19 protein-coding genes are annotated in these 21,711 nt (G+C 62.1%); 11 read left to right on the forward strand and 8 right to left on the reverse strand.

Annotated elements, in window-relative coordinates; all coding sequences use genetic code 11:
- The 4 genes from CSQ93_RS08130 to CSQ93_RS08145 are packed head-to-tail and all read left to right on the forward strand — an operon-like array spanning position 1 to position 3,081.
- A complete protein-coding gene (locus tag CSQ93_RS08130; RefSeq protein ID WP_035823305.1) occupies positions 1–204 on the forward strand; it encodes a cbb3-type cytochrome oxidase subunit 3 in 204 nt (67 codons plus the stop codon).
- A complete protein-coding gene (gene ccoP, locus CSQ93_RS08135; RefSeq protein ID WP_099377635.1) occupies positions 197–1,117 on the forward strand; it encodes a cytochrome-c oxidase, cbb3-type subunit III in 921 nt (306 codons plus the stop codon). Before CSQ93_RS08130 ends, ccoP begins: the two co-directional genes overlap by 8 nt.
- 2 nt (positions 1,118–1,119) lie before the next feature.
- Complete coding sequence (ccoG, locus tag CSQ93_RS08140; protein ID WP_035823309.1) at positions 1,120–2,502, forward strand: cytochrome c oxidase accessory protein CcoG; 1,383 nt, start codon at positions 1,120–1,122, stop codon at positions 2,500–2,502.
- Between the two features lie 54 nt (positions 2,503–2,556).
- Positions 2,557–3,081, forward strand: a complete 525-nt coding sequence (locus tag CSQ93_RS08145; protein WP_099377636.1) for a FixH family protein — start codon at positions 2,557–2,559, stop codon at positions 3,079–3,081.
- A gap of 3 nt (positions 3,082–3,084) precedes the next feature.
- Here the strand turns inward: CSQ93_RS08145 and fnr are convergent, their stop codons facing one another.
- Positions 3,085–3,843 (reverse strand): fumarate/nitrate reduction transcriptional regulator Fnr, encoded by a 759-nt coding sequence (fnr, locus tag CSQ93_RS08150; protein ID WP_099377897.1) that lies wholly within the window; start codon positions 3,841–3,843, stop codon positions 3,085–3,087.
- A 249-nt stretch (positions 3,844–4,092) separates the two neighbouring features.
- Between fnr and CSQ93_RS08155 the strand changes: the two genes are divergently transcribed.
- A complete protein-coding gene (locus CSQ93_RS08155; RefSeq protein WP_099377637.1) occupies positions 4,093–7,167 on the forward strand; it encodes a response regulator in 3,075 nt (1,024 codons plus the stop codon).
- A 126-nt stretch (positions 7,168–7,293) separates the two neighbouring features.
- On the opposite strand, the gene CSQ93_RS08160 is transcribed toward CSQ93_RS08155, so the two are convergent.
- The 4 genes from CSQ93_RS08160 to modA are packed head-to-tail and all read right to left on the reverse strand — an operon-like array spanning position 7,294 to position 10,262.
- Positions 7,294–8,061, reverse strand: coding sequence for a TOBE domain-containing protein (locus tag CSQ93_RS08160; protein WP_199534327.1), 768 nt, complete (start codon positions 8,059–8,061; stop codon positions 7,294–7,296).
- Between the two features lie 34 nt (positions 8,062–8,095).
- Positions 8,096–8,797 (reverse strand): sulfate/molybdate ABC transporter ATP-binding protein, encoded by a 702-nt coding sequence (locus CSQ93_RS08165; RefSeq protein ID WP_099377898.1) that lies wholly within the window; start codon positions 8,795–8,797, stop codon positions 8,096–8,098.
- 17 nt (positions 8,798–8,814) lie between these two features.
- Positions 8,815–9,486, reverse strand: coding sequence for a molybdate ABC transporter permease subunit (gene modB / locus CSQ93_RS08170; protein WP_099377639.1), 672 nt, complete (start codon positions 9,484–9,486; stop codon positions 8,815–8,817).
- Between the two features lie 17 nt (positions 9,487–9,503).
- On the reverse strand, positions 9,504–10,262 hold the full coding sequence (modA, locus tag CSQ93_RS08175; protein ID WP_099377640.1) for a molybdate ABC transporter substrate-binding protein: 759 nt from the start codon (positions 10,260–10,262) through the stop codon (positions 9,504–9,506).
- Between the two features lie 166 nt (positions 10,263–10,428).
- Here modA and CSQ93_RS08180 point away from each other — a divergent pair, with 166 nt between their 5' ends.
- Positions 10,429–11,211 carry a sterol desaturase family protein gene (locus CSQ93_RS08180; RefSeq protein WP_099377641.1) on the forward strand — a complete coding sequence of 261 codons (783 nt, stop codon included), beginning with the start codon at positions 10,429–10,431 and terminating at the stop codon, positions 11,209–11,211.
- Here CSQ93_RS08180 and CSQ93_RS08185 read toward each other — a convergent pair.
- The 3 genes from CSQ93_RS08185 to CSQ93_RS08195 form a co-directional block, all read right to left on the reverse strand.
- Positions 11,208–12,212, reverse strand: a complete 1,005-nt coding sequence (locus CSQ93_RS08185) for a bile acid:sodium symporter family protein (RefSeq protein WP_099377642.1) — start codon at positions 12,210–12,212, stop codon at positions 11,208–11,210. The genes CSQ93_RS08180 and CSQ93_RS08185 overlap by 4 nt on opposite strands.
- Before the next feature lie 100 nt (positions 12,213–12,312).
- Complete coding sequence (rhaI, locus tag CSQ93_RS08190; RefSeq protein ID WP_099377643.1) at positions 12,313–13,608, reverse strand: L-rhamnose catabolism isomerase; 1,296 nt, start codon at positions 13,606–13,608, stop codon at positions 12,313–12,315.
- Between the two features lie 59 nt (positions 13,609–13,667).
- Positions 13,668–15,776: a bifunctional rhamnulose-1-phosphate aldolase/short-chain dehydrogenase gene (locus CSQ93_RS08195; RefSeq protein WP_080753378.1), complete on the reverse strand. Its 2,109-nt coding sequence runs from the start codon at positions 15,774–15,776 to the stop codon at positions 13,668–13,670.
- 329 nt (positions 15,777–16,105) lie between these two features.
- On the opposite strand from CSQ93_RS08195, the gene CSQ93_RS08200 reads away from it, so the two are divergent.
- The 5 genes from CSQ93_RS08200 (at position 16,106) to CSQ93_RS08220 (ending at position 21,709) form a co-directional block, all read left to right on the forward strand.
- Positions 16,106–16,939: a DeoR/GlpR family DNA-binding transcription regulator gene (locus CSQ93_RS08200; RefSeq protein WP_099377644.1), complete on the forward strand. Its 834-nt coding sequence runs from the start codon at positions 16,106–16,108 to the stop codon at positions 16,937–16,939.
- Positions 16,940–17,028: 89 nt separating this feature from the next.
- Positions 17,029–18,015 (forward strand): rhamnose ABC transporter substrate-binding protein, encoded by a 987-nt coding sequence (gene rhaS / locus CSQ93_RS08205; protein ID WP_416208788.1) that lies wholly within the window; start codon positions 17,029–17,031, stop codon positions 18,013–18,015.
- A gap of 114 nt (positions 18,016–18,129) precedes the next feature.
- A complete protein-coding gene (locus CSQ93_RS08210) occupies positions 18,130–19,680 on the forward strand; it encodes a sugar ABC transporter ATP-binding protein (RefSeq protein WP_099377646.1) in 1,551 nt (516 codons plus the stop codon).
- Positions 19,668–20,663 (forward strand): ABC transporter permease, encoded by a 996-nt coding sequence (locus CSQ93_RS08215; protein ID WP_099377647.1) that lies wholly within the window; start codon positions 19,668–19,670, stop codon positions 20,661–20,663. Before CSQ93_RS08210 ends, CSQ93_RS08215 begins: the two co-directional genes overlap by 13 nt.
- Entirely contained in the window at positions 20,660–21,709 is a 1,050-nt protein-coding gene (locus tag CSQ93_RS08220; protein ID WP_416208787.1) for an ABC transporter permease, read from the forward strand. Before CSQ93_RS08215 ends, CSQ93_RS08220 begins: the two co-directional genes overlap by 4 nt.
- Positions 21,710–21,711 lie beyond the last annotated feature (2 nt).

Genomic DNA, 21,711 nt, shown 5'->3' on the forward strand with positions numbered 1-21,711 from the left:
ATGGCAATCGAAAACCTGTTTGACAGCGCCAGCAGCGTCATGACGGTGGTTTCCTTTACGACGTTCGTGGGCATCCTGTGGTGGACGTTCAGCCGCAGCAACAGCGACTTCGACGCGGCGGCACGCCTGCCGTTCGCCGATGACGCGCTCGACTATCCGGCCGAGGCCGAGATGAACCTGGCGAAGGAGCATCACCATGGCTGACTTTACCAATGGCTTCTGGAATATCTACATCGTCGTGCTGTCCCTGCTGGGCATCATCGGCTGCGGCGTGCTGCTGTACTCGCAGTCGAAAATCAAAGTGGTCGAGGGCGCCCCTGCCGACGGCACCACGGGCCACGTCTGGGACGAGGACTTGAAGGAACTCAACACGCCGATGCCGCGCTGGTGGATGTGGTTGTTCTACATCACCATCGTCTTCGCCCTGGCCTACCTGTTCCTGTATCCAGGCCTGGGCACCTATGCCGGCAGCCTGGGCTGGAAATCGACGGGCCAGTACGAGGAAGAGCTGAAGAAGGCGGAAGCCGACTACGGTCCCCTGTTCAACAAGTACCTGAGCCAGGACTTGAAGACGGTGGCGGCCGATCCGCAGGCACTGGCCATCGGCCAGCGCCTGTTCCTGACCTATTGCGCGCAATGCCACGGTTCGGATGCGCGCGGCAACAAGGGCTTCCCCAACCTGACCGACAAGGACTGGCTGTATGGCGGTGAACCCGACATCATCAAGACCACCATCCTGCACGGCCGCAATGGGCAGATGCCACCGATGGGCGCCGCCCTCGGCTCCGAAAAGGATGTCGAGAACGTGGCCCATTATGTGCTGAGCCTGTCCGGCTCGACCTCGGATCCCGTCAAGTCGGTGCTGGGCAAGGCCAAATTTGGCGCCTGCATGGCCTGTCATGGCGCCGATGCCAAGGGTAACCAGATGCTCGGCGCGCCGAACCTGACGGACAAGACCTGGCTGTACGGCGGCAGCGCCGATACCATCATGGAAACCGTACGCAAGGGACGCAACAACACCATGCCGGCCTTCAGTGATTTCCTCGGCGAATCCAAGGTACACGTGCTGTCGGCGTATGTCTGGAGCCTGTCGAATCCGCAGGCACCCGCCAAGTAAAAATGGAACCTCAAGTCATCAAGATGTATGCGGCCCGCGAGCAGATCTACCCTCGCGAGGCCAAAGGACGCTACGCTACCTGGCGATGGGTATGCGTATGGCTTACCCAGCTGGCGTTCTACGGCTTGCCGTGGTTGACCTGGAATGGCAGGCAAGCCCTGCTGTTCGATTTGACCACGCGCAAGTTCTACATTTTCGGCGTCGTGCTGTGGCCCCAGGATTTCATCTATCTGGCGGCCCTGCTGATCATCTGTGCGTATTTGTTGTTCCTCGTCACGGCCATTGCCGGGCGGGTGTGGTGCGGGTTCTCTTGCCCGCAAACGGTATACACGGAAATTTTCCTGTGGGTCGAACGCCGCATCGAGGGTACGCGCAGCGCGCGCATGGCCCTCGACAAGCAGGGCCCCTCCGTGCGCAAGGCGTTCAAGAAGACGGCCAAGCACCTGGCATGGGGCGCCATCGCCCTGTGGACGGGCTTTACCTTTGTCGGCTACTTCACGCCGATCAAGGAACTGGCGCAGTCGGTGACCACCTTGAATTTCGGTCCCTGGGAATGGTTCTGGGTCTTGTTCTACAGCCTGGCAACCTACGGCAACGCGGGCTGGCTGCGCGAGCAGGTGTGCAAATACATGTGCCCCTACGCGCGCTTTCAGAGCGCCATGTTCGACCAGGACACCCTGATCATCACCTACGATGCCAAGCGCGGCGAACCACGCGGCGCCATGAGCAAGAAGGCCGGCAACAACGACAAGCTGGGCGACTGCATCGATTGCACCCTGTGCGTGCAGGTGTGTCCGACCGGCATCGATATCCGCAACGGCCTGCAGTATGAATGCATCGGCTGCGCCGCCTGCGTCGATGCCTGCAACAGCGTGATGGACAAGGTCGAGCGGCCGCGTGGCCTGATACGCTACAGCACCGACCATGCGATGGAAAACAACTTCAATTCGAAGCAGATACGCCAGCGCGCCATGCGCCCGCGCGTCCTGATCTACACTTCCATCCTGGCCCTGATCATCATCGCCGTATGTACGTCGCTGGCCCTGCGCACGCCCCTGAAAATGGACGTGATCCGCGACCGCGGTTCGATGGGACGCGAAGTGGAAGACGGCATGATCGAAAACGTCTACCGCCTGCAGATCATGAACACGTCCGAGCAAAGCCAGCATTTCAAGATCAGCGCTTCCGGCTTGCCGGGCCTGACCTTGCTGACGCGCGAAGAAGTGACCTTGCAGCCGACGGAAACGCTGGGCTGGCCGATCCGCCTGCGCGTGCCGCACGGCGTGGGAGAGAAGGGTTCGAACAAGATTGCGATCGAATTGCAATCGCTGGACAACCCCTCGCTGCATGTGCGCGAAAGCGCGGTATTCATCGTGCCGCGCTAAAGTAGGAAGGCCGGTCCCCGCATGGGGATTGGCCGTTTACACAGGAGAAATACCATGTCCGACAGTCTGAAACTGCAAGCCCCCGTTGCACCGTGGTACAAGCATCGCTGGCCATGGCTGCTGATGATCGGCCCCGGCCTGTCCGTGGTCGTCGGCAGCTTCATGGGCTATATCGCGTTTACGCAGCCCGATGCGCTGGTGGTGGGCGATTATTACAAGCAGGGCAAGGCGATCAACCAGGATTTGAAGCGCGACACGATCGCCAGCGACCTGGCCATGGATACCAGCTTGTCCTACGACGTGGCGTCAGCGCGTCTCAGTGGTTCCGTGCACAGCTTCGGCAAAGCTTACCAGGGTCCGCTGCAGCTGCACCTGGCGCATGCGACCCTGCCGGAAAAGGACATCAAGCTGCTGGTGCGGCCCGATGCGGCCGGCAATTTCTCGGTGGCGCTGCCGATGCTCGAGCGCAGCCGCTGGCAAGTGCTGGTGGAAAATGACAAACGCGAGTGGCGCCTGTCCGGCATCTGGACCTGGCCGCTGCAACGCAGCATCGCGCTGCATGCGGACGAAGAGCTGTAAGCCTTATTTGCAGACGTCTGTACCGGCCGTAATGGCCTTCAGCTTGGCCGGCTGCAATATCTCGATCTCGCGGTTCGACACGCGCAGCCAGCCTTCCTTCTTGAATTTGGATAGCAGGCGGCTGACGCTCTCGATGGTCAGGCCCAGGTAGTTGCCGATTTCCTCGCGCGACATGCGCAGCTGGAAATTGCTGCCCGAATAGCCGCGCGCTTCATACCGCGACGCCAGGTTGACGATGAAGGCGGCAAACCGCTGCGTCGCCTGCATATTGCCCAGCAACAGCATGACGCTTTGCTCGCGCGTGATTTCCTGGCTCATCATGCGGTGGAAATGGCGCAGCAGAGTCGGCATATTGCCCAGCAATTGTTCCAGGCTGGAAAACGGGATTTCACACACTTCGCTGTCTTCCAGCGCCACCGCATTACAGTGGTGGCGGTCGGCGCTGATGGCGTCCATGCCCAGCAGTTCGCCGGCCATCTGGAAGCCCGTCACCTGCTCTTCGCCACCGGGATTGATCTGGTACGTCTTGAAGTGCCCCAGGCGGATCGCATACAGGTTCTGGAACGAATCGCCGATACGGAACAGTGAAGCGCCGCGCACGATCTTGCGGCGGCGGCCAATGATCTGGTCCAGCCTGTCCATGTCGCCCATATCGAGGCCCATCGGCAGGCACAATTGATGCATGCTGCAGGTCGAGCATCGCGCACGCAACGCCTCCACGTTCACGGTGGGCAAGGTGGGAGTGAGTAGCGCTTCAGTCATGTCGGTACCTTTTAGAAAATGCAACAACAAGTTTACTGCATACAGCTGCATACAGGGTTGCCGTATGCCAATTTCACCGTAATTTCGGCGAATAAACGACGTCCAGCCTTTAATTATATGGCAACATCGTCAAAAGCCCGTACGGGGCGGGCAATTTGCGCGGTGGCGCTTGCCAAGCTGGGGTATTGATAGGAAAATTCCTGACAGCATTATCTGCCGCCTGTGCCGCCCGGTACTGAAAAGGAAATCATGAAGCCTCTCGGCATCAAAGCAAAAGTCGCGCTGGCCACCAGCCTGACCTCGATCGCCATGATCGCGCTGGTCACCATGATCCAGGTGCAGCACATGCGCGACGACTTCACCCGAGTACTGCTGAGCCAGCAATCGTCCCTGATCACCCGCACCGCTGCCGAGCTCGACGACAAGCTGGGCATGCTGCTGCAGATCGTCACCCTGACGGCCCGGCAACAGCCGCCGGAATTGATCGCCCGGCCCGCCCAATTGCGCGAATACTATTCGCGCCGCTCGATGCTGGTGCTGTTCGATGACGTGCTGGTGCTCGACGCGCAGGGCGCCATCGTGGCCGACATGCCGGAAGTGGCGGGGCGCGCCGGCATCAACGTTGCCGAACGCGAGTATTTCCAGACCGTCCTGCGCACGCGCCAGCCCATGATCACCGAACCGATGCTCGGTAAATCGAGCGGCATGCCCATCGTGCAGATGGTGGCGCCCGTGCTGGCCGCCGATGGCCGGGTGGCCGGCGTGGTGATCGGCGTGCTGCGCCTGTACAAGGACAACCTGCTGGGCCGCCTGCGCTCGGAAAAGATCGGCAAGAGCGGCTATTACTTCATCCTCACGCGCGGCGCCGTGCCACGCTATGTGCTGCACCCCGATACGAGCCGCTTGCTGCAACCGCGCAAGCCGAACGCCAACCTGACGACGACCCAGTTGCTGAAGGAAGATGGCGAAGGCAGCATGGTCAGCACCAACAGCCGCGGCATCACGGCCGTCAACAGCTTCAAGCGCCTGAAATCCGTGAACTGGCTGCTGGCCGCCTCGCTGCCCGTCGAGGATGCCTTCGAACCGTTCGATGGCGTGCTGTACCGGCTGGTGCTGTGGAGCATCCTCGCTTCGCTGCTGGCCGCTGCCGTTCTGGGCTGGGTCACCGTGCGCCTGCTGTCGCCGCTGGTGCGCCTGCGCGACACCTTGCTGGCCCTGCGCACCAGCGGCAGCCGCTTCACCCCCGTGCCGGTACAGCAGCGCGACGAGATCGGCGAACTGACGGAAGCGTTCAACGGCCTGATGAGCGAACGCGACCGCCTGCAGCAGGAACTCGAAGCGCGCGCGGCGGAGCTGGAACAGGAACGCGACCGCGCCGAAGCGGCCAACCGCGCGAAGAGCGATTTCGTGGCCAACATGAGCCATGAAATCCGCACGCCCCTCAATGCCGTGCTGGGCATGGTGTATTTGCTGGGCAATACCAGGCTCGACACGGAACAGCGCAAGTATCTGACCATGGTGCGCGTGGCGGGCCAGTCGCTGCTGGGTATCCTCAACGACGTGCTCGACTATTCGAAGATCGAGGCGCGCCGCATGGAATTGTCGCCTGTCGAATTCGACCTCGACGAAGTCATGAATACCCTGGCCACGACGATGACGATGAATGCGGGCGAAAAGGAACTGGAACTGGCCATCGCCGTCGAACCCGATGTACCGCGGCGCCTCGTCGGCGACGCCCAGCGCCTGCAGCAAATCCTCGTCAACCTGGCCGGCAACGCCATCAAGTTCACGGAGAGCGGCGAAGTGGTGGTGGCCGTCAGCCTGGCCGAGAGCGAGAGCGGCCGCGCCTGGCTGCGCTTCGAAGTGCGCGACACGGGCATCGGCATGACGGAACTGCAGCAACAGCAGCTGTTTTCCGCGTTTTCCCAGGGCGACCAGAGCATCACGCGGCGCTTCGGCGGCACGGGCCTGGGCCTGGCCATCAGCAAGCAGCTGATCCACATGATGGGCGGCGACATCGCCGTCGCCAGCAGCGAAGGCAAGGGCAGCCGCTTCTGGTTCAGCGTGCCCTTCGAGATGCTGGCGCAACCGGCCGAAACGCGGCGCACGCCCGCGCTGGGCCAGCTGCGCCTGCTGGTGGCCGACGATAACCGCACCACGCGCGAACTGATCGTCAAGCTGATCGAGGCATGGGGCTGGCTGGCCGACGAAGTGGACTCCGGCTTTGCCGCCATCGAACTGTACCGCGAACGCCTGGCGCAGCAGCAACCGTACGACGTGGTGCTGGCCGACTGGCACATGCCCGTCATGGACGGCCTGGCCACAGCCAAGGCCATCCGCCAGGCGGCCAGCGGCCAGCGCCAGCCCATCGTGGTGATGGTCAATGCCTTCGCCCGCAACCACCTGGAGGAAATTTCCAGCGCGGCCGAGGCCGACGTTGTGCTGATGAAGCCGATCACGGGCTCCAGCCTGTTCGATGCCCTGCACCAGGCGCTGATTACCAAGAACGACGGCGGCGAGCCACGCATGCTGCACCAGCCGCTGGGCACGGAACTGGCCGGCGTGCATTTCCTGCTGGTGGAAGACAATCATTTGAACCAGGCCGTGGCGCGCGGCATCCTCGAACACATGGGCGCCACCCTGGACGTGGTGGGCGACGGCTTGCAAGCCGTGGAACGGCTGCGCACGGAAGCGTTGCGCTACGACATCGTGCTGATGGACATGCAGATGCCCGTCATGGACGGTTTCAGCGCCACCCACATCATCCGCACGGAACTGCGCCTGAACCTGCCCGTGATCGCCATGACGGCCGGCGTGCTGGCGTCCGAGCGCGAGCGCTGCATGACGGCCGGCATCAGCGACTTCATCGCCAAGCCCGTGGTGGTGGAAGAGATGATGGAAGTCATCCTGCGCCACCTGTCCAAGCGCCCGCAAGTGCAGACGGCCGAGCCGGCACGCGTCGCCGATGAGGAAGTGTTTTCCATGGCACCGCTGATGCGCGTGATGGGGCGCGATGCGAAGGGGCGCGGCGTGCTGCGACGCATGGTGGAAGACGCGCTGAACAAGGGCATGACACCCGTGCGCGACGCCGAAACAGCGTTGCAGGCAGGCCGCCACAGCGACGTGGCGCGCATCCTGCACAGCGTGCGCGGCTCCGTCGGCACCCTGGGCACGAAACGCCTGATCCGCGCCGCCTTCGCCACCGAGGAAGCCATCGATGCGGGCCGTCTGGACGAGGTGCCGGCGCTGCTGGCGCACACGGCGCAGGAACTGGAACTGGCGCTGGCGGCCGCGGCGGATTGGTTGTCCAGGCTGAAGGATTAGCACCCAAACGCCTAAGAAAATCGTAGCGAGCGGCAGTGAGTTGTGCCTAAGAAGCGCAACCGTGCTAGAGCACGGTGAGCATCGCAGGCCGCAAATCGCGACGCGCAGTAGGTTTGCTTTGGCGTTTTATGCGGGCACGCCCAGAATCACGCTGGACGCCTTGAACATCGCCGTCACATTGCTGCCAAGCTCGATGCCCAGGTCGGTACTGCTTTGATTCGTGATGATGGCGGCGATCGTGCCGCCGCGCGGCAGGTCCAGCACCACTTCCGTGTTGACGGCGCCCGTCTGCACGCGCGTCACCACCCCGGCCAGCTGGTTGCGCGCGGAAAAGCGCGCGCCATGGCTGTCCGTCACGAGGATGATCGACGAAGCCTTGATCAGCGCGAACGCTTCCGCGCCCGGCACCAGGCCCAGGCTGGCGCTGCTGCCCTGCGTGACGATGGCCACGATGTGCTGGCCGCCCGGCAATTCCAGCGTGACTTCATCGTTGACGGCGCCCTGTTTCAGTTCGGCCACCTTGCCCAGGAATTGATTGCGTGCCGTGGTTTTCATGGCCATTCTCCGTATGAGTAAAAGGTCGTCGGCGATGCCTTCCGCCTGGCTGCCCAGCTGGCGCAGGTAACGGGCATGCTCGCGCTCGATGATGCGGAAATTGTCGACCAGCTGGCGTCCCCGTGGCGTCAGCCGCGTGCCGCCGCCGCCCTTGCCGCCCGTCAGGCGCTCGACCAGCGGTTCGCCAGCCAGGTTGTTCATCGCGTCGATGGCATCCCAGGCCGCCTTGTAGCTCATCTTCACAAGCTTGGCCGCCTGCGTGATGGAGCCGCACTCGGCGATGGCACCCAGCAATTCCACCCGGCCGGCGCCGCCCAGGTTTTCTCCGCCCACCGTCATCCATACCGAGCCTTGCAGGCCAATGGCCGCTGATTTATCCAATGCGTTCACCCAATGCCATGTGTTCTTCCCTGTTATCGATCTGCCCGTCGCGCAAGTACAGCACATGCTCGCCCAGGATGCGCGCATCTTCCGGATCATGTGTGATCAGGATCATGGGCACGTCCAGGCGCTGCTGCCACTGGCTCAGTTCCAGCCGCATTTTGACACGCAGGGCCGGATCGAGGGCGGCAAACGGCTCGTCGAGCAGCAGCGCAGCCGGCTCGGCCACGAGCGCCCTCGCCAGCGCCACCCTTTGGCGCTGGCCACCGGACAACTCGTCGGGAAACTGCTGCGCCAGTTCCTGCAAGTGGAATGCGTCCAGCCAATGCTCGACCTTCTGCAATTTTTCGCGCGCGCGCGGGTTGAACCAGCCGCGGCTCAGGCCAAAACCCACGTTCTGGCGCACCGTCAGGTGCGGGAACAGCGCGTAATCCTGGAACAGATAGGCGACATTGCGCTGCTGCGGCGGCAAATTGATGCCGGCGGCGGAGTCGAACAGGGTGCGCCCGTTCAGGCGGATATGTCCTGCATCCGGTGTAAACAGTCCGGCAATGGCTTTCAGGGTCATGCTCTTGCCGGCGCCGGACGGGCCATACATGGCGATGCGCTGGCTGCTGGAGGTGCATTGCACCTGCAGGTCGAAGCGGCGTTTGCCGGAGCGCAAGGTGGCGCGGAGGTCGAGGTCGAGTTGCATAGGCATCATCATAGGCGTCATTTGTGCGCGATGCGCCCGGGTGCCAGGCGGCCAGCCGACAACAGCACCACGATGCAGACAACAGAGATAATCAGGACCAGCGTATTGGCCACTTCATCCTGACCCGCCTGCACGGCTTCAAACACGGCCACCGACAGGGTCTGCGTCTTGCCGGGGATGCTGCCGGCCACCATCAGGGTGGCGCCGAACTCGCCCAGCGCGCGTACAAAACCCAGCAGCACGCCGGCGAGGATGCCGCGCCAGGCCAGCGGCAAGGTCACGCGAAAGAAAATCGCCATTTCCGAGATGCCCAGCACGCGGGCCGCCTGCTCCAGCTGGCCGTCGACGGCCTCGAAGGCGGCGCGGGCGGGCTTGAAGACGAGGGGAAAGGCGACCACGGTGGAGGCGATCACGGCGCCCTGCCACGTAAAGATGAGGTTGATGCCGAAGTTATCCTGCAGCCAGATGCCCAGCGTGCCGCGCCGGCCCAGCAGCACCAGCAGGTAATAGCCGAGCACGGTGGGCGGCATCACCATCGGCAGGGTCAACAGGGCGTCGAGCAGTTCGCGCCCGGGAAAACGCGTGCGCGCCAGCAGGTAGCCCGTACCGATGCCAAGCAACAAATTGAGCGCCGTGGCCCATGCTGCTACCTTGAGCGACAGGGCCAGCGCGGTCCAGGCGATATCCATGCAGGTGCGTACCTAAATTATGGCTTTTTGAAACCGTACTTGGCGAGAATGGCTTGTGCCGGCGCCGTCTGCAGGTAGCTGACGAAGCGCTTCGCTTCGGCCGCATTGCCGCTGCCCTTGATGGTGGCGATCGGGTACAGCACGGGCGCGTCCAATGGCACCTCCAGCACCACGTTGACCTTGTCTTTCATGATGGCCGCGTCGGTGGCGTAGACAAAGCCCGCATCGACTTCGCCGCGCGCCACGTAGTCGAGCGACTGGCGCACGTTCTGCGTGCCGATGGCCTTGGCTTGCACGGCATCCCACAGCTTCGCCTTCTTCAGCGCGCCTTCGGAGTAGCGGCCGACGGGCACGCTGGCCGGGTTGGCGATGGCCACGCGCGTCACATCTTTATGCGTCAGGTCCGTCAAACTCTTGATGCCCAGCTTGCTATCGTGCGGCACGATCAGCACCAGGCTGTTGCCGACGAAATCCATGCGGTCGGCCGGCAAGACGAAGCCCTGTTTTTGCGCCGCATCCATGGTTTCCTGGTCGGCTGAGGCAAACACGTCCACGGGCGCGCCCTTGACGATCTGTTGCAGCAGCACGCCCGAGGCGGCGAAGTTCAGGGATACCTTGCTGCCTGGATACTGCGCCTCGTAGCTTTGCGCCGCATCCTTGAACGCATTCGTCAGGCTGGCCGCGGCCGACACCACCACTTCGCCGGCAAGGGCGGAGGTGGCGGCGGTGGCCAGCAGAGCGGTGCCAAGCAGGCGGGCGAGGGAGGTGAGGCGCATGATCGTATCCTTGTAAAGTGAACGGTGAACAAGGAGCGTAATATACACTTATATATAGCGTTCTGCCATTGCATGGGTCAAGACAATGCCAATGGCATTGACAGATGCAGATGGCCGGACTATTTTTAAGAATAGAAGAATATCCACTACTTTCCAGGGTTAAACGATGGGATACGCAGCGGTACTGCTTGGCCCCTCGATGCTCCTGGCGGTCATTCTTCTGGCACTGCTCATCGAGAGGCGGCATCCCCTGCAGCAACAGCCTTCGGGTGCGTCACGCTTCAATCTGGCGTATATGGTCATCTATGCCGCCAGCGGCGCCATGCTTGCCCCGCTCACGGCCATCGTCACGGTGCAGCTTGTCAATGCAGCCGGCGGCGGGTTCATCAATCTCGACGCATCCGGCTCGATGCTGGCGCCGGCATTCATCGTGTATGCCCTCAGCATGGATTTTCTGGAATACGCCTTTCATCGCGTGCAACACCGCGTACCCGCCATGTGGGCCATGCATTCCTTCCATCACAGCGATACGACCATGAATGCCAGCACCACGACCAGGCACTATTGGGCCGAAGCGGGCATCAAGGCACTGAGTATCTATCTGCTTGCGGGGATCTTGTTCAAGACCAACATGGTGATTTTAGGAATGTACGGCATCCTGGGCTTGTATCATGTTTTTCCGCATATGAATGTCCGGGTCGGCTTTGGCCGTTACTGGATGTTGTTCAATTCACCGCAGTACCATCGCGTTCATCATTCGGCGCAAGCTGAACATTTCAACCGTAATTTCGCCGGGCTGTTCCCCGTCTTCGACCGGTTGTTCGGCACCCACCATATTCCCTGCGCGGAAGAGTATCCGCCGACGGGTCTGGACACGGGCAAGGCGCCGGGAACCTTGCTTGACGCGCTGACGTGGCCAGTGCGCAGCAAGGCCCCGTCCGCGCCCTAGACGCGCGCCACCGCCACCTCGTCGCGCCGCGCATACCGTTGCGCGATCACGGCGCAGATCATCAGCTGAATCTGGTGGAACAGCATTAGCGGCAAGATCACCATGCCCAGCGAACGCGTGGAAAACAGCACCTTGGCCATCGGTACGCCGCTGGCCAGGCTTTTCTTCGAGGCGCAAAAGACGATGGCGATTTCATCTTCCTTGTTGAACCCCAGGCGGCGGCTGACAAAGGTGGATATGCCCAGCACCAGCGCCAGCAGCAGCAGGCTGATCAGCCCCAAGGCCACCAGCGTTTCCACCGAAATCGTATGCCACAGGCCTTCGCTGACGGCTTCGCTGAAGGCCGTGTAGACCACCAGCAAGATCGAACCCTGGTCGACGTATTTCAAGGTGGCTTTATGGCGGTCGACCCAGCGGCCGATCCAGCGGCGCAGGAACTGGCCGGCCAGGAAGGGCAGCAGCAGCTGCATGACAATCGACAATACCGCGTCCACCGACGACTTGCTTTCCGCGCCCTTGGCCACCAGCAAGCCCACCAGGATGGGGGCGAGGAAAATGCCGATGAAGTTCGAGGCCGAGGCGCTGCAGATGGCGGCCGGCACATTGCCGCGCGCCATGGCCGTCATGGCGATCGACGATTGCACGGTAGAGGGCAGAGCGCACAGGAACAAGATGCCCATGTACAGGTCGGGCGTGAGGAAGGTCAGCGCCAGCGGGCGCAAGGCCAGGCCCAGCAGCGGAAACAGGACAAAGGTGCTGGCCAGCACCAGCAAGTGCAGGCGCCAGTGCATGGCGCCGGCCACCACGGCTTCGCGCGACAGCTTGGCGCCGTGCAGGAAGAACAGGGCGCCGATGGCCACCGTGGTGATGTTGCCGAAGACCACGGCCGTCTGGCCCGTGCAAGGCAGGAAAGTGGCCAGCGCCACGGTGACGAGCAGGGCGAGGGTGAAGTTATCGGGTTGCAGATTGCGCAGCAGGGCGCGTGGAGAGAAAGAAGACATGCGTGGACCTGGTAGCGGCGCAGGACAGCGCCAGTGCCAGGCATTCTACCTGCTTGCTTGGCGGCATGCAGGGAAGATGCATGCCGCCCAGTTCGCTGCTTTAAACAATACCGCTGCTGCTCGCCCCTGCCTTCGGTGGACGCGCGACGCCACGCGCTTCGCGGTAACCGCTGCTGCGGTAGCAGGCGACCGGATCGATGGCCGCGCCCGAACGCAGGCGCGCCATGGCCAAAATCGCGCTGACATCGGTACGGAATGCCTGCTTCAAGGCCTGCGCGGACGCATGCACGTCATTGCTTTCCTGCAGGTGGCGCAATCCGGCGCGGTCGACCAGCGCGGACTGGATAAAGGCGCGCTGTACCTCGACGGCGCTGCTCATCAGGCTTTCGATCGGGTCGGTCACATTGTGCGACTGGTCCAGCATGTAGGCGGGGTTAAAGGTGCTGCCTTCGCGCTCGGCCGCATCGGCCAGTTCATTGAATACCAGGAACAACTGGAACGGGTTGATGCTGCCCGAATCGAGGTCGTCGTCGCCGTATTTGCTGTCGTTGAAGTGGAAGCCGCCCAACTTGCCGAACTGCGCCAGGCGCGCGACGATCATTTCAATATTCGTGTTTGGCGCATGGTGGCCCAGGTCGACCAGACATTTGGCTTTCGGGCCCAGGGTGGTGGCGCAGGCAAAGCTGGTGCCCCAGTCGGCGATGGTGGTGGCGTAGAAGGCCGGCTCGAACAGCTTGTGTTCGATGAAAATATTCCAGTCGGCGGGCAGGGCGCCGTAGATGTCGCGCATGCTGTCCAGGTAGCGCTCCAGCGCACCACGCAGATTGTGTTGGCCGGGGAAGTTGGCGCCATCGCCGACCCACACCGTCAGCGCTTTCGAACCGAGCGCGCGGCCCAGTGCTATGCATTCGATGTTGTGCTCGACCGCCTGCGCGCGCACGCTGGCGCTTTGCGAGGTCAGACTGCCGTGCTTGTAGGTGTGCTCCTGGCCCAGCTGGTCCTGGAAGGTGTTCGAATTGACGGCGTCAAAGCCCAGGCCATAGCCTTCGGCGACTTCACGCAGGGCTGCCGTGTCGCTCACTTTGTCCCATGGAAAATGCGGCGAGACGGCGGGCGTGGCTTGCGTCAGTTGATGGATGACGGCGCAGTCTTCCAGCTTTTCAAATATATTGCGCGGTTCGCCCACGCCGGGGAAACGGGCAAAGCGGGTGCCGCCGGTGCCGGCACCCCAGGTTGGCACGGCCACGGCAAAGGTCTGCGCCAGCGCCGTCAGTTTTTCAATGTCCTGGCCGCGCCGTTCCAGCACGCCGGCCAGCGCCGCATAGTCGGCGTCGAGGTCGGACTGCAGCTTGGCATTGTGTTCGGCCACCAGGCCTTCGTTGATCATGGTGTTCATGCTTCGTCTCCTTGTGCACAGCGCGGCGCGTTGGCCGGCTGCTTTTTTATAGGACTTGATTATCGTGTAAATGCGGCCGCGTTGCCGGCATCGACATTGATGATATTGCCGGTACTCTTGGCGGCTTTTTCGCTGGATAGGAAATACACGGCTTCGGCGATGTCTTCCGGCAGCACGCTGCGTTTGAGCATGCTGCGCTGGCGGTAGAATTCCTCGATATCGTCCGAATCGATCTTGTTCGAGGCGGCCCGCTCTTCCTTCCACTTGCCATCCCAGATGCGCGAACCGCGGATCACGGCGTCGGGGTTGACGACATTGACGCGGATGCCGTGCGGCGCGCCTTCCAGCGCCAGGCAACGGGCCAGGTGAATCTCGGCCGCCTTGGCGGTGCAATAAGCCGAGGCGCCACCGGAGGCCACCAGGCCATTCTTGCTGGCCACATACACCATGCTGCCGCCCAACTGCTGCTGCTTCATGATGCGGAAGGCGGCGCGGCTGACCAGGAAGTAGCCGGTGACCAGAATCGACTGGTTGCGTTCCCACATTTCCAGGGTCGTGTCTTCCACCGGCGCCGACGAGGCGATACCCGCGTTCGACACCAGCAGGTCGACGCCGCCAAAGCGCAGCGCGGCCGCGTTCAGGATGGCCTCTACTTCATGCTCGGCCGTGATATTGGCGCGCACCGTGGCGATATTGTCGCGGCCCGCCACCTTCAGCAGCGCCTGCTCGGCTTCTTCGAGGGCGCCGCCATCGATATCGGTCAGCATCACGCACGCGCCTTCCTGCAGCAGCTGGCGCGCCACGGCCTGACCGATGCCGCCGGCGCCACCGGTTATCAGCGCGATGCGGCCGGCCAGGCTTTTCGGTTTCGGCATGCGCTGCAGCTTGGCTTCTTCCAGCAGCCAGTATTCGATATCGAAGGCTTCCTGTTCCGGCAGGCCGACATAGGTGTCGACGCCATTGGCGCCGCGCATCACGTTGATGGCGTTGACATAGAACTCGCCGGCGATGCGCGCCGTCGCCTTGTCCTTGGCGAACGACAGCATGCCCACGCCAGGGATCAGATAGATGATCGGGTTGGCGTCGCGCACGGCGGGGCTGTTGTCGTGCTTGCAGCGCGTATAGTAGGCGAGGTAGTCCGCGCGGTAGGCGGCCAGCGCATCGTCGAGGCCCGCCACCAGCTTGTCGAAGTCTGGGCTGGCGGGCTCGAAGTCGATCACGAACGGGCGGATCTTGGTGCGCAGGAAGTGGTCGGGGCAGGAAGTGCCGAGCGCGGCCAGCGGCAGCAAATCGTTGCTGCAAACAAAATCGAGCACATTGGCGCTGTCGTCGAAGTGGCCCAGCTTGTATTCGTCCTGGCTGATCTTGCCGCGCAGCAGGGGCATCAGCCGCTGCGCCAGCGCGGCGCGTTCTTCCGACGGCAGCGGTGCGACCTTGGCGCCGCCAAACGCCGGTTGTCTGGTATTGGCGGCCAGCCAATCTTCGGCGCGCTTGATGATGGCCAGCGTGACTTCATAGCAGGACTTGGCCGTATCGCCCCAGGTAAACAGGCCGTGGCCTTCGAGGATGATGCCCTTCAGGTTCGGCTGCGCCTGCGATACGGCTTCCAGTTTCAGGCCCAGGTCGTAGCCGGGGCGCTGCCATGGTAGCCAGCCCAGTTCGCCTTCAAAAATCTTTTGCGTCAAAGCCTTGCTGTTGGCGCAGGCGGCGATCGCGATCACCGCATCCGGATGCATATGGTCGACATGCTTGCGCGCGATATACGCATGCAGCGGGGTATCGATACTGGCCGCGCGCGGGTTCAGGTTGAAGGTGCAATGGGGCAAATAGGCCACCATTTCGTCTTCCAGCGCCAGGCCACGGTAGCGGCCTTTCAGGGCATTGAGCTTGTCCATATACAAGGTGGAAAAGCCGTCGAGCTTGATGCTGCCCAGGTCGCCGCCGGAGCCTTTGACCCACAGCACTTCGGCTTGGTCGCCCGTCAGCGGATCGGTCATGGTGATCTTGGCCGAGGTATTGCCGCCGCCAAAATTGGTGATGCGCATATCCGAACCGAGCAGGTTCGAGCGGTACAGCAGCAGTTCCGGTTCGCTCAAGGTTGCGGCGTGCGCGTCGTCCCACAGCGAGGCCATGGGCGCGGGCGATTTGGTGTCCATCGTGGCGGTCATACAGTGTCTCCATTATTGGTTATGTGTGCGATTGCCATGACCGCATCTGTGTGCGGAGCAGCTGGCGGCAGCAGCGCTCAGTAGAAATCAGCGGCCTGGCCATGTCAATCAACAAGCAATCAAAACGGTGAGAGAAACGCAAATAATCATCATGTTGATCGGAACCCCGATCAGCCATTTGCGCAATGGGCAAATAATCACCATGTTGATTGATTGATTGTTGACATGGACTGCTCAACTGCTTAGGCTGGCTCACCGATAAAGAAGTCGTCCCTGGCCATTGCGCACCGCGCCGCAGCCTCCAAGGAGATGACTCAAGAGGAGACAACGTGATCAATCACAAACGCCGCAAAGGGCTGTTGAAGTTACTCGCCGAGCACACCACGGCGAGCGTCGATCAATTGGTCAACTGGCTCAATTCGTCGCCGGCCACGGTGCGGCGCGATATCGCCTGGCTGGCCGAGCGCAATCTGCTGGTGCGCACCCGTGGCGGAGCGGAAAGCCTGCCGCAAAAAAAACAGCGTACGTTTGCGCTGTCGGGCGAGACATTCCAGAACAATATCGACCGCTGCGCCGCGCAGAAACGCGCGATTGCCCGCCATGCCTGCGGCCTGTGCGCGGACGGTGACACCATCATCATCAATGGCGGCACCACCACCTATCGCATGGTGGAATTCTTGGTCGACAAGCGCCTGAAAATCCTCACCAATTCCTTCATGATGGCCGAGCGCCTGTTGATGACCAGCGAGAACGAAATCATCCTGCCAGGCGGCAAGGTCTATCGCGAGCAGAACGTCATTTTGAGCCCGTTCGACAACGACATCAGCCAGCACCATTACGCCGGGAAAATGTTCATGGGCGTGTACGGCCTGTCGATGCTGGGCCTGATGGAAGCGGACCCGATGCTGATCCAGGCCGAAAAGCGCCTGATCAGCCAGGCCGAGGAACTGATCGTGCTGGCCGACAGCAGCAAGTTCGCGCGCAAGGCCGGGCTGATCCTGTGCGGCCTGAACCGCGTGTCCTGCGTGATCACTGATACGGGCGCGTCCGATGCAGCCGTGCAGATGCTGGAGCAATCGGGCGTGAAAGTACTGGCGGTGGCGCCCGAGCAAGCCGCTGAAGCGAGCCTGCTGCAGACGGAAAAGGAATGGCAAGTCCACTAAAAAAATAATAAGAACAAGATGGCAGGGGACATGGTGTCTACCGCCACATCAATAATAAAAGGAGACGTGGCATGAAAATGAACAAAATGATGGTGGCGGTCCTGAGCACCTGCATGATGGCCTGCCTGGCCACCGGTGCCCAGGCGGCGGAAAAAATGAAGATCGCGATGGTCGTGAAGAACCTCGGCAACGGCTTTTTTGACGCCGCCCACGAAGGCGCGAACGAAGCGGCCAAGCAACTGGGCGACGTGGAAATCATTTACACGGGCCCAACCACGGCCACCGCCGAAGGCCAGATCGAAATCATCAGTTCCCTGATCAGCCAGAAGGTCAAGGCCATCGTCATTTCCGCCAACGATGCCAATGCGCTGGTGCCGATCACCAAGAAAGCCATGCAGCGCGGCATCAAGGTCATTTCCTTTGACAGCGGCATCGCCAAGGACGGCCGCCTGATGCAATTGAATCCATCGAGCCCGGCCCTGATCGGCCAGAAGCAAATTGAAATGGCGTCTGACGCCATCGGCGGCGCCGGCGAGATCGCCATCCTGTCGGCCACCGCGCAAGCGACCAACCAGAATATCTGGATCGGCGAAATGAAGAAAACGCTGGCCCAGCCCGCGTATTCGAAAATCAAGCTGGTGTCGACCGTGTATGGCGACGACCAGTCCGACAAAAGCTACCGCGAAGCGATTGGTTTGCTGCGCAGCAACCCGAACCTGAAAGCCATCATCGCCCCGACTACGGTTGGCATCAATGCGGCCGGCAAGGCCGTGGTCGATGAAAAACTGGTCGGCAAAGTGTATGTGACGGGCCTGGGCCTGCCATCGGAAATGGCCGGCCACGTGAAGAGCGGCGCCGTGAAAAGCTTTGCGATCTGGAATCCGATCGACCTGGGCTACGCCGCCACCTATGCCGCGCACCAGTTCGTGACCGGCAAGGCGACCGGCAAGGCCGGCGAATCGATTGCGGTCGGCCGCATGGGCAAGCTGACCGTCGACGCGGCAGGCGAAGCGGCGCTGGCACCACCGTTCACGTACGACAAGGATAACGTCGACAAGTTCTCGAAGATCTTTTAAGTAGGTCGGATCAGGCGCGTAGCGCCGTAATCCGACAACACCAGCGACGTCAACAATGTTGTCGGGTGACGCCTCCGGCTAACCCGACCTACCATTTTTCTTATGTGAACGGCTATGTCACAGAATCCCCCTATTTCGCAGGCCGAGGCGCCGGTATTGCGCCTGCACGGCATCTGCAAGCATTTCCATGGCGTCACCGCGCTGAAAGACGTGGCGCTGACGGTGCGCGCCGGCGAAGTGATGGCGCTGATCGGCGAAAACGGCGCCGGCAAGTCGACCCTGGTCAAGACGCTGACCGGCATTTATCAACCGGACGCCGGCCATATCGAAGTGAACGGCCAGCGCGTGCTGTTTGCCAGCCCGCAAGACGCGATGGATGCCGGCATGACCGCCGTGCACCAGGAAACCGTGATGTTCGATGAACTGACGGTGGCCGAAAATATCTATATCGGCCGCCAGCCGCAGACCGGCTATCCGGCCCGCATCGACTGGGCGCTGATGGCCAGCCAGGCCGAAGCGATCTTCGCGCGGCTGGAAGTGCAGTTGCCGGTCTTGGCCAAGGTCAAGGACCTGAGCGTGGCGCAGCGTCACTTCGTCGAGATCGCCCGCGCCCTGTCGCAGGATGCGCGTGTGGTGATCATGGACGAGCCGACGGCCTCGCTGTCGCAGCGCGAAATCCACGAGCTGTACCGCATCATCGGCCAGCTGCGCGCGGCCGGCACGGCGGTCATTTTCATCTCGCACAAATTCGATGAAATCTTTGCCGTCGCCGACAGCTATACGGTGCTGCGCGACGGCCATTTTGTCGCTGCCGGTTTGCTGGCCGAAATCACCGAACCGCAGTTGGTGTCGCTGATGGTGGGCCGCGCGATCCACCAGGTATTTCCCAAGGTCGAGGTGCCACTGGGAGCGACCCTGCTGGAAGTGTCGCAGTTCTGTCATCCGACCGAATTTCGCGATATTCATTTTTCGGTGCAGCAAGGTGAGATCGTCGGCTTCTATGGCCTGGTGGGTGCCGGCCGCTCCGAGGTGATGCAGGCGCTGTTCGGCCTCACGCAAGGCGTGACGGGCACGGTCAAGATTGCCGGCAAGGAAGTGGCGATCCGCAGCGCCAGCGACGCCATCAAGCACGGCATCGCCTATGTGCCGGAAGACCGTCAGCACCAGGGCGCGCACCTGTCGCTGTCGATCGTACAGAACATTACCTTGCCGATTCTGGATGGTATCGGTTTTTTTCTCCGCAGCAAGCGTTCGCGTGAAACCGCGATTGCGCGCCAGTTCAGCGAACAGCTGGAACTGAAAGCCAGCCATTTTACGCAAATGGTGTCGGAACTGTCCGGTGGCAACCAGCAAAAAGTGGTGCTGGCCAAATGGCTGGCCACCAAGCCGAAAGTCATTATTCTCGATGAACCCACCAAGGGCATCGATATCGGCTCGAAAGCGGCCGTGCACCGCTTTATCAGCGAGCTGGTGACGCAGGGCCTGTCGGTGATTTTGGTGTCGTCGGAATTGCCGGAAGTACTGGGCATGGCCGACCGCGTGGTGGTGATGCACCAGGGACATATCAATTGCGTGTTGCCGCGTGCCCAGGCGACACCGGAAAAAGTGGTTGCCGCCGCCTCCGGCAGCGCGTACTCGAACGAGGAACTCACATGCACTACCTGAAACAACGCGAAGTCCAGCTGGCGCTGCTGATCGTGCTGCTGGCCGGCGCCGTGGGCCTGCGCGCCCCCGTCTTCCTGACCCCGGGCAGCCTGGGCAACCTGCTGACCGACAGCACTTTATTGATCATGCTGGCGCTGACGCAAATGTTCGTCATCGTCACGCGCGGCATCGATCTGTCGATGGCCTCTAACCTGGCCTTGTCGGGCATGATGGCGGCGCTGCTGGCCGTCAATTATCCCGACCTGCCCTTGGCGCTGGTGATGCTGGTGGCAGTGCTGATCGGCCTGCTGCTAGGCCTGGTCAATGGCTATCTGATCGGCTACCTGGACCTGCCGCCCATCGTGGTGACGTTGGGCACCATGAGCGTGTACCGCGGCCTGGTGTTCGTGCTGTCCGGCGGCGCCTGGGTCTCGTCGCACCAGATGCCGGCCAACTTTATCGCCTTTCCATTGAGTCATTTGTTTGGCGTGACGCACCTGGTGTGGATCGCGGCAGTCGCCATTCTCGCCACCTGGCTGCTGGCGCGGTATACGCGCTTCGGGCGCGACCTGTATGCAATCGGCAACCAGCCGCTGGCGGCGCGCTATGTCGGCATCTCGACGGCACGGCGCCTGTTCTGGACGTATGGCCTGTCAGGCATGATGGCGGGCCTGTGCGGCTATCTGTGGGTGGCCCGTTACGCGGTCGCGTATTCGGAAATTGCCTACGGTTTTGAATTTACCGTGATCGCCGCCTGCGTGATCGGCGGCATCAGCATCGCCGGCGGCGCCGGCACCGTGGCCGGCGCCGTGCTCGGCGCGCTGTTCCTGTCGGTGATCAACAACGCCTTGCCGATCATCAAAGTGTCACCGTTCTGGCAAAGCGCGCTGACGGGCATCGTGATCCTGACAGCCGTCCTGATCAATGCACGCGGCAACAAGAAAGCCGGGCGCCAGATCCTGCCGCTGGCCATGCTACAACCCTCATCAAGGAGCGCCGCGTGAACGCGATCTCGACTTCCCTGCACCAGCCTGACGCGGCCAAAACGTCATCCGACAAGGCACCCGGTTCGCGCTACACCATCCTCGACCGCAAGGCGCCGCGACTGTCGCATTACCTGGCGCATTGGGAAGCGCTGCTGGCGTTGCTGCTGGTCGCGGTATTCATCGGCAACAGCGTGTTCCTGCCGAACTTTTTCGACACCTATAATCTCGCCGACAGCACCTTCAATTTCAGCGAAAAAGCGCTGATTGCATTGCCGATGGCCTTGCTGATCATCTGCCGCGAAATCGATATTTCCGTCTCGGGCACCCTGGCGCTGTCATCGGTGGCGATGGGCTTTGCGCACCACCACGGCGTGCCGCCCGAAGGCCTGCTGTTCGTGGCGCTGGCCATGGGCGCCGTCTGCGGCAGCCTGAACGGCGTGCTGGTGACGCGCTTTGCCTTGCCGTCCATCGTCGTGACGATCGGCACGGTGGCGCTGTTTCGCGGTCTGGCCAGCGTGATCCTGGGCGACCAGGCCTACACCGGTTACCCGCAACTGCTGATCGACTGGGGCCAGGGCTATTTCTTCGACATCATTCCGCGCCCCTTTGTGATCCTGCTGGCATTCGCCGTGCTGTTTGCGGTGCTGCTGCATGCGACGAGCTGGGGCCGGCGCATCTTTGCCATCGGCAGCAATCCGATGGCGGCGCGTTTCTCGGGCGTGGCGGTGGACCGCTACCGCTTTGCCCTGTTCGTGCTGACGGGCGCCATGGCCGGTCTGGCCGCCTGGTTGCTGACCGGACGCATCGGCAGCACGCGGCCGAATATCGCCATGGGCTGGGAACTGGAAGTGATCACCATGGTCATCCTCGGCGGCGTCAGCATCGCCGGCGGCAAGGGCAGCATCGGCGGCGTGATGCTGGCCGTGTTGCTGCTGGGCATGGTCACCTATGGCCTTGCGCTGCTGAATATTCCTGGCGTGATCATGACGATCGTGGTCGGCATCTTGTTGCTGATTACGATCGCCCTGCCGCGCCTGTTGACCCGCACATCGACGAAAAAATAATC

Origin of the sequence: Janthinobacterium sp. BJB426 (assembly GCF_002735705.1) — a bacterium.
Taxonomy (GTDB): domain Bacteria; phylum Pseudomonadota; class Gammaproteobacteria; order Burkholderiales; family Burkholderiaceae_D; genus Janthinobacterium.

Excerpts from the sequence above, each read along its gene's own strand:
- CSQ93_RS08130 (WP_035823305.1), top strand. The coding sequence starts at position 1 with ATGGCAATCGAAAACCTGTTTGACAGCGCCAGCAGCGTCATGACGGTG.
- ccoP (WP_099377635.1), top strand. The coding sequence starts at position 197 with ATGGCTGACTTTACCAATGGCTTCTGGAATATCTACATCGTCGTGCTG.
- ccoG (WP_035823309.1), top strand. The coding sequence starts at position 1,120 with ATGGAACCTCAAGTCATCAAGATGTATGCGGCCCGCGAGCAGATCTAC.
- CSQ93_RS08145 (WP_099377636.1), top strand. The coding sequence starts at position 2,557 with ATGTCCGACAGTCTGAAACTGCAAGCCCCCGTTGCACCGTGGTACAAG.
- fnr (WP_099377897.1), bottom strand. The coding sequence starts at position 3,843 with ATGACTGAAGCGCTACTCACTCCCACCTTGCCCACCGTGAACGTGGAG.
- CSQ93_RS08155 (WP_099377637.1), top strand. The coding sequence starts at position 4,093 with ATGAAGCCTCTCGGCATCAAAGCAAAAGTCGCGCTGGCCACCAGCCTG.
- CSQ93_RS08160 (WP_199534327.1), bottom strand. The coding sequence starts at position 8,061 with ATGACGGTGGGCGGAGAAAACCTGGGCGGCGCCGGCCGGGTGGAATTG.
- CSQ93_RS08165 (WP_099377898.1), bottom strand. The coding sequence starts at position 8,797 with ATGCAACTCGACCTCGACCTCCGCGCCACCTTGCGCTCCGGCAAACGC.
- modB (WP_099377639.1), bottom strand. The coding sequence starts at position 9,486 with ATGGATATCGCCTGGACCGCGCTGGCCCTGTCGCTCAAGGTAGCAGCA.
- modA (WP_099377640.1), bottom strand. The coding sequence starts at position 10,262 with ATGCGCCTCACCTCCCTCGCCCGCCTGCTTGGCACCGCTCTGCTGGCC.
- CSQ93_RS08180 (WP_099377641.1), top strand. The coding sequence starts at position 10,429 with ATGGGATACGCAGCGGTACTGCTTGGCCCCTCGATGCTCCTGGCGGTC.
- CSQ93_RS08185 (WP_099377642.1), bottom strand. The coding sequence starts at position 12,212 with ATGTCTTCTTTCTCTCCACGCGCCCTGCTGCGCAATCTGCAACCCGAT.
- rhaI (WP_099377643.1), bottom strand. The coding sequence starts at position 13,608 with ATGAACACCATGATCAACGAAGGCCTGGTGGCCGAACACAATGCCAAG.
- CSQ93_RS08195 (WP_080753378.1), bottom strand. The coding sequence starts at position 15,776 with ATGACCGCCACGATGGACACCAAATCGCCCGCGCCCATGGCCTCGCTG.
- rhaS (WP_416208788.1), top strand. The coding sequence starts at position 17,029 with ATGGTGGCGGTCCTGAGCACCTGCATGATGGCCTGCCTGGCCACCGGT.
- CSQ93_RS08210 (WP_099377646.1), top strand. The coding sequence starts at position 18,130 with ATGTCACAGAATCCCCCTATTTCGCAGGCCGAGGCGCCGGTATTGCGC.
- CSQ93_RS08215 (WP_099377647.1), top strand. The coding sequence starts at position 19,668 with ATGCACTACCTGAAACAACGCGAAGTCCAGCTGGCGCTGCTGATCGTG.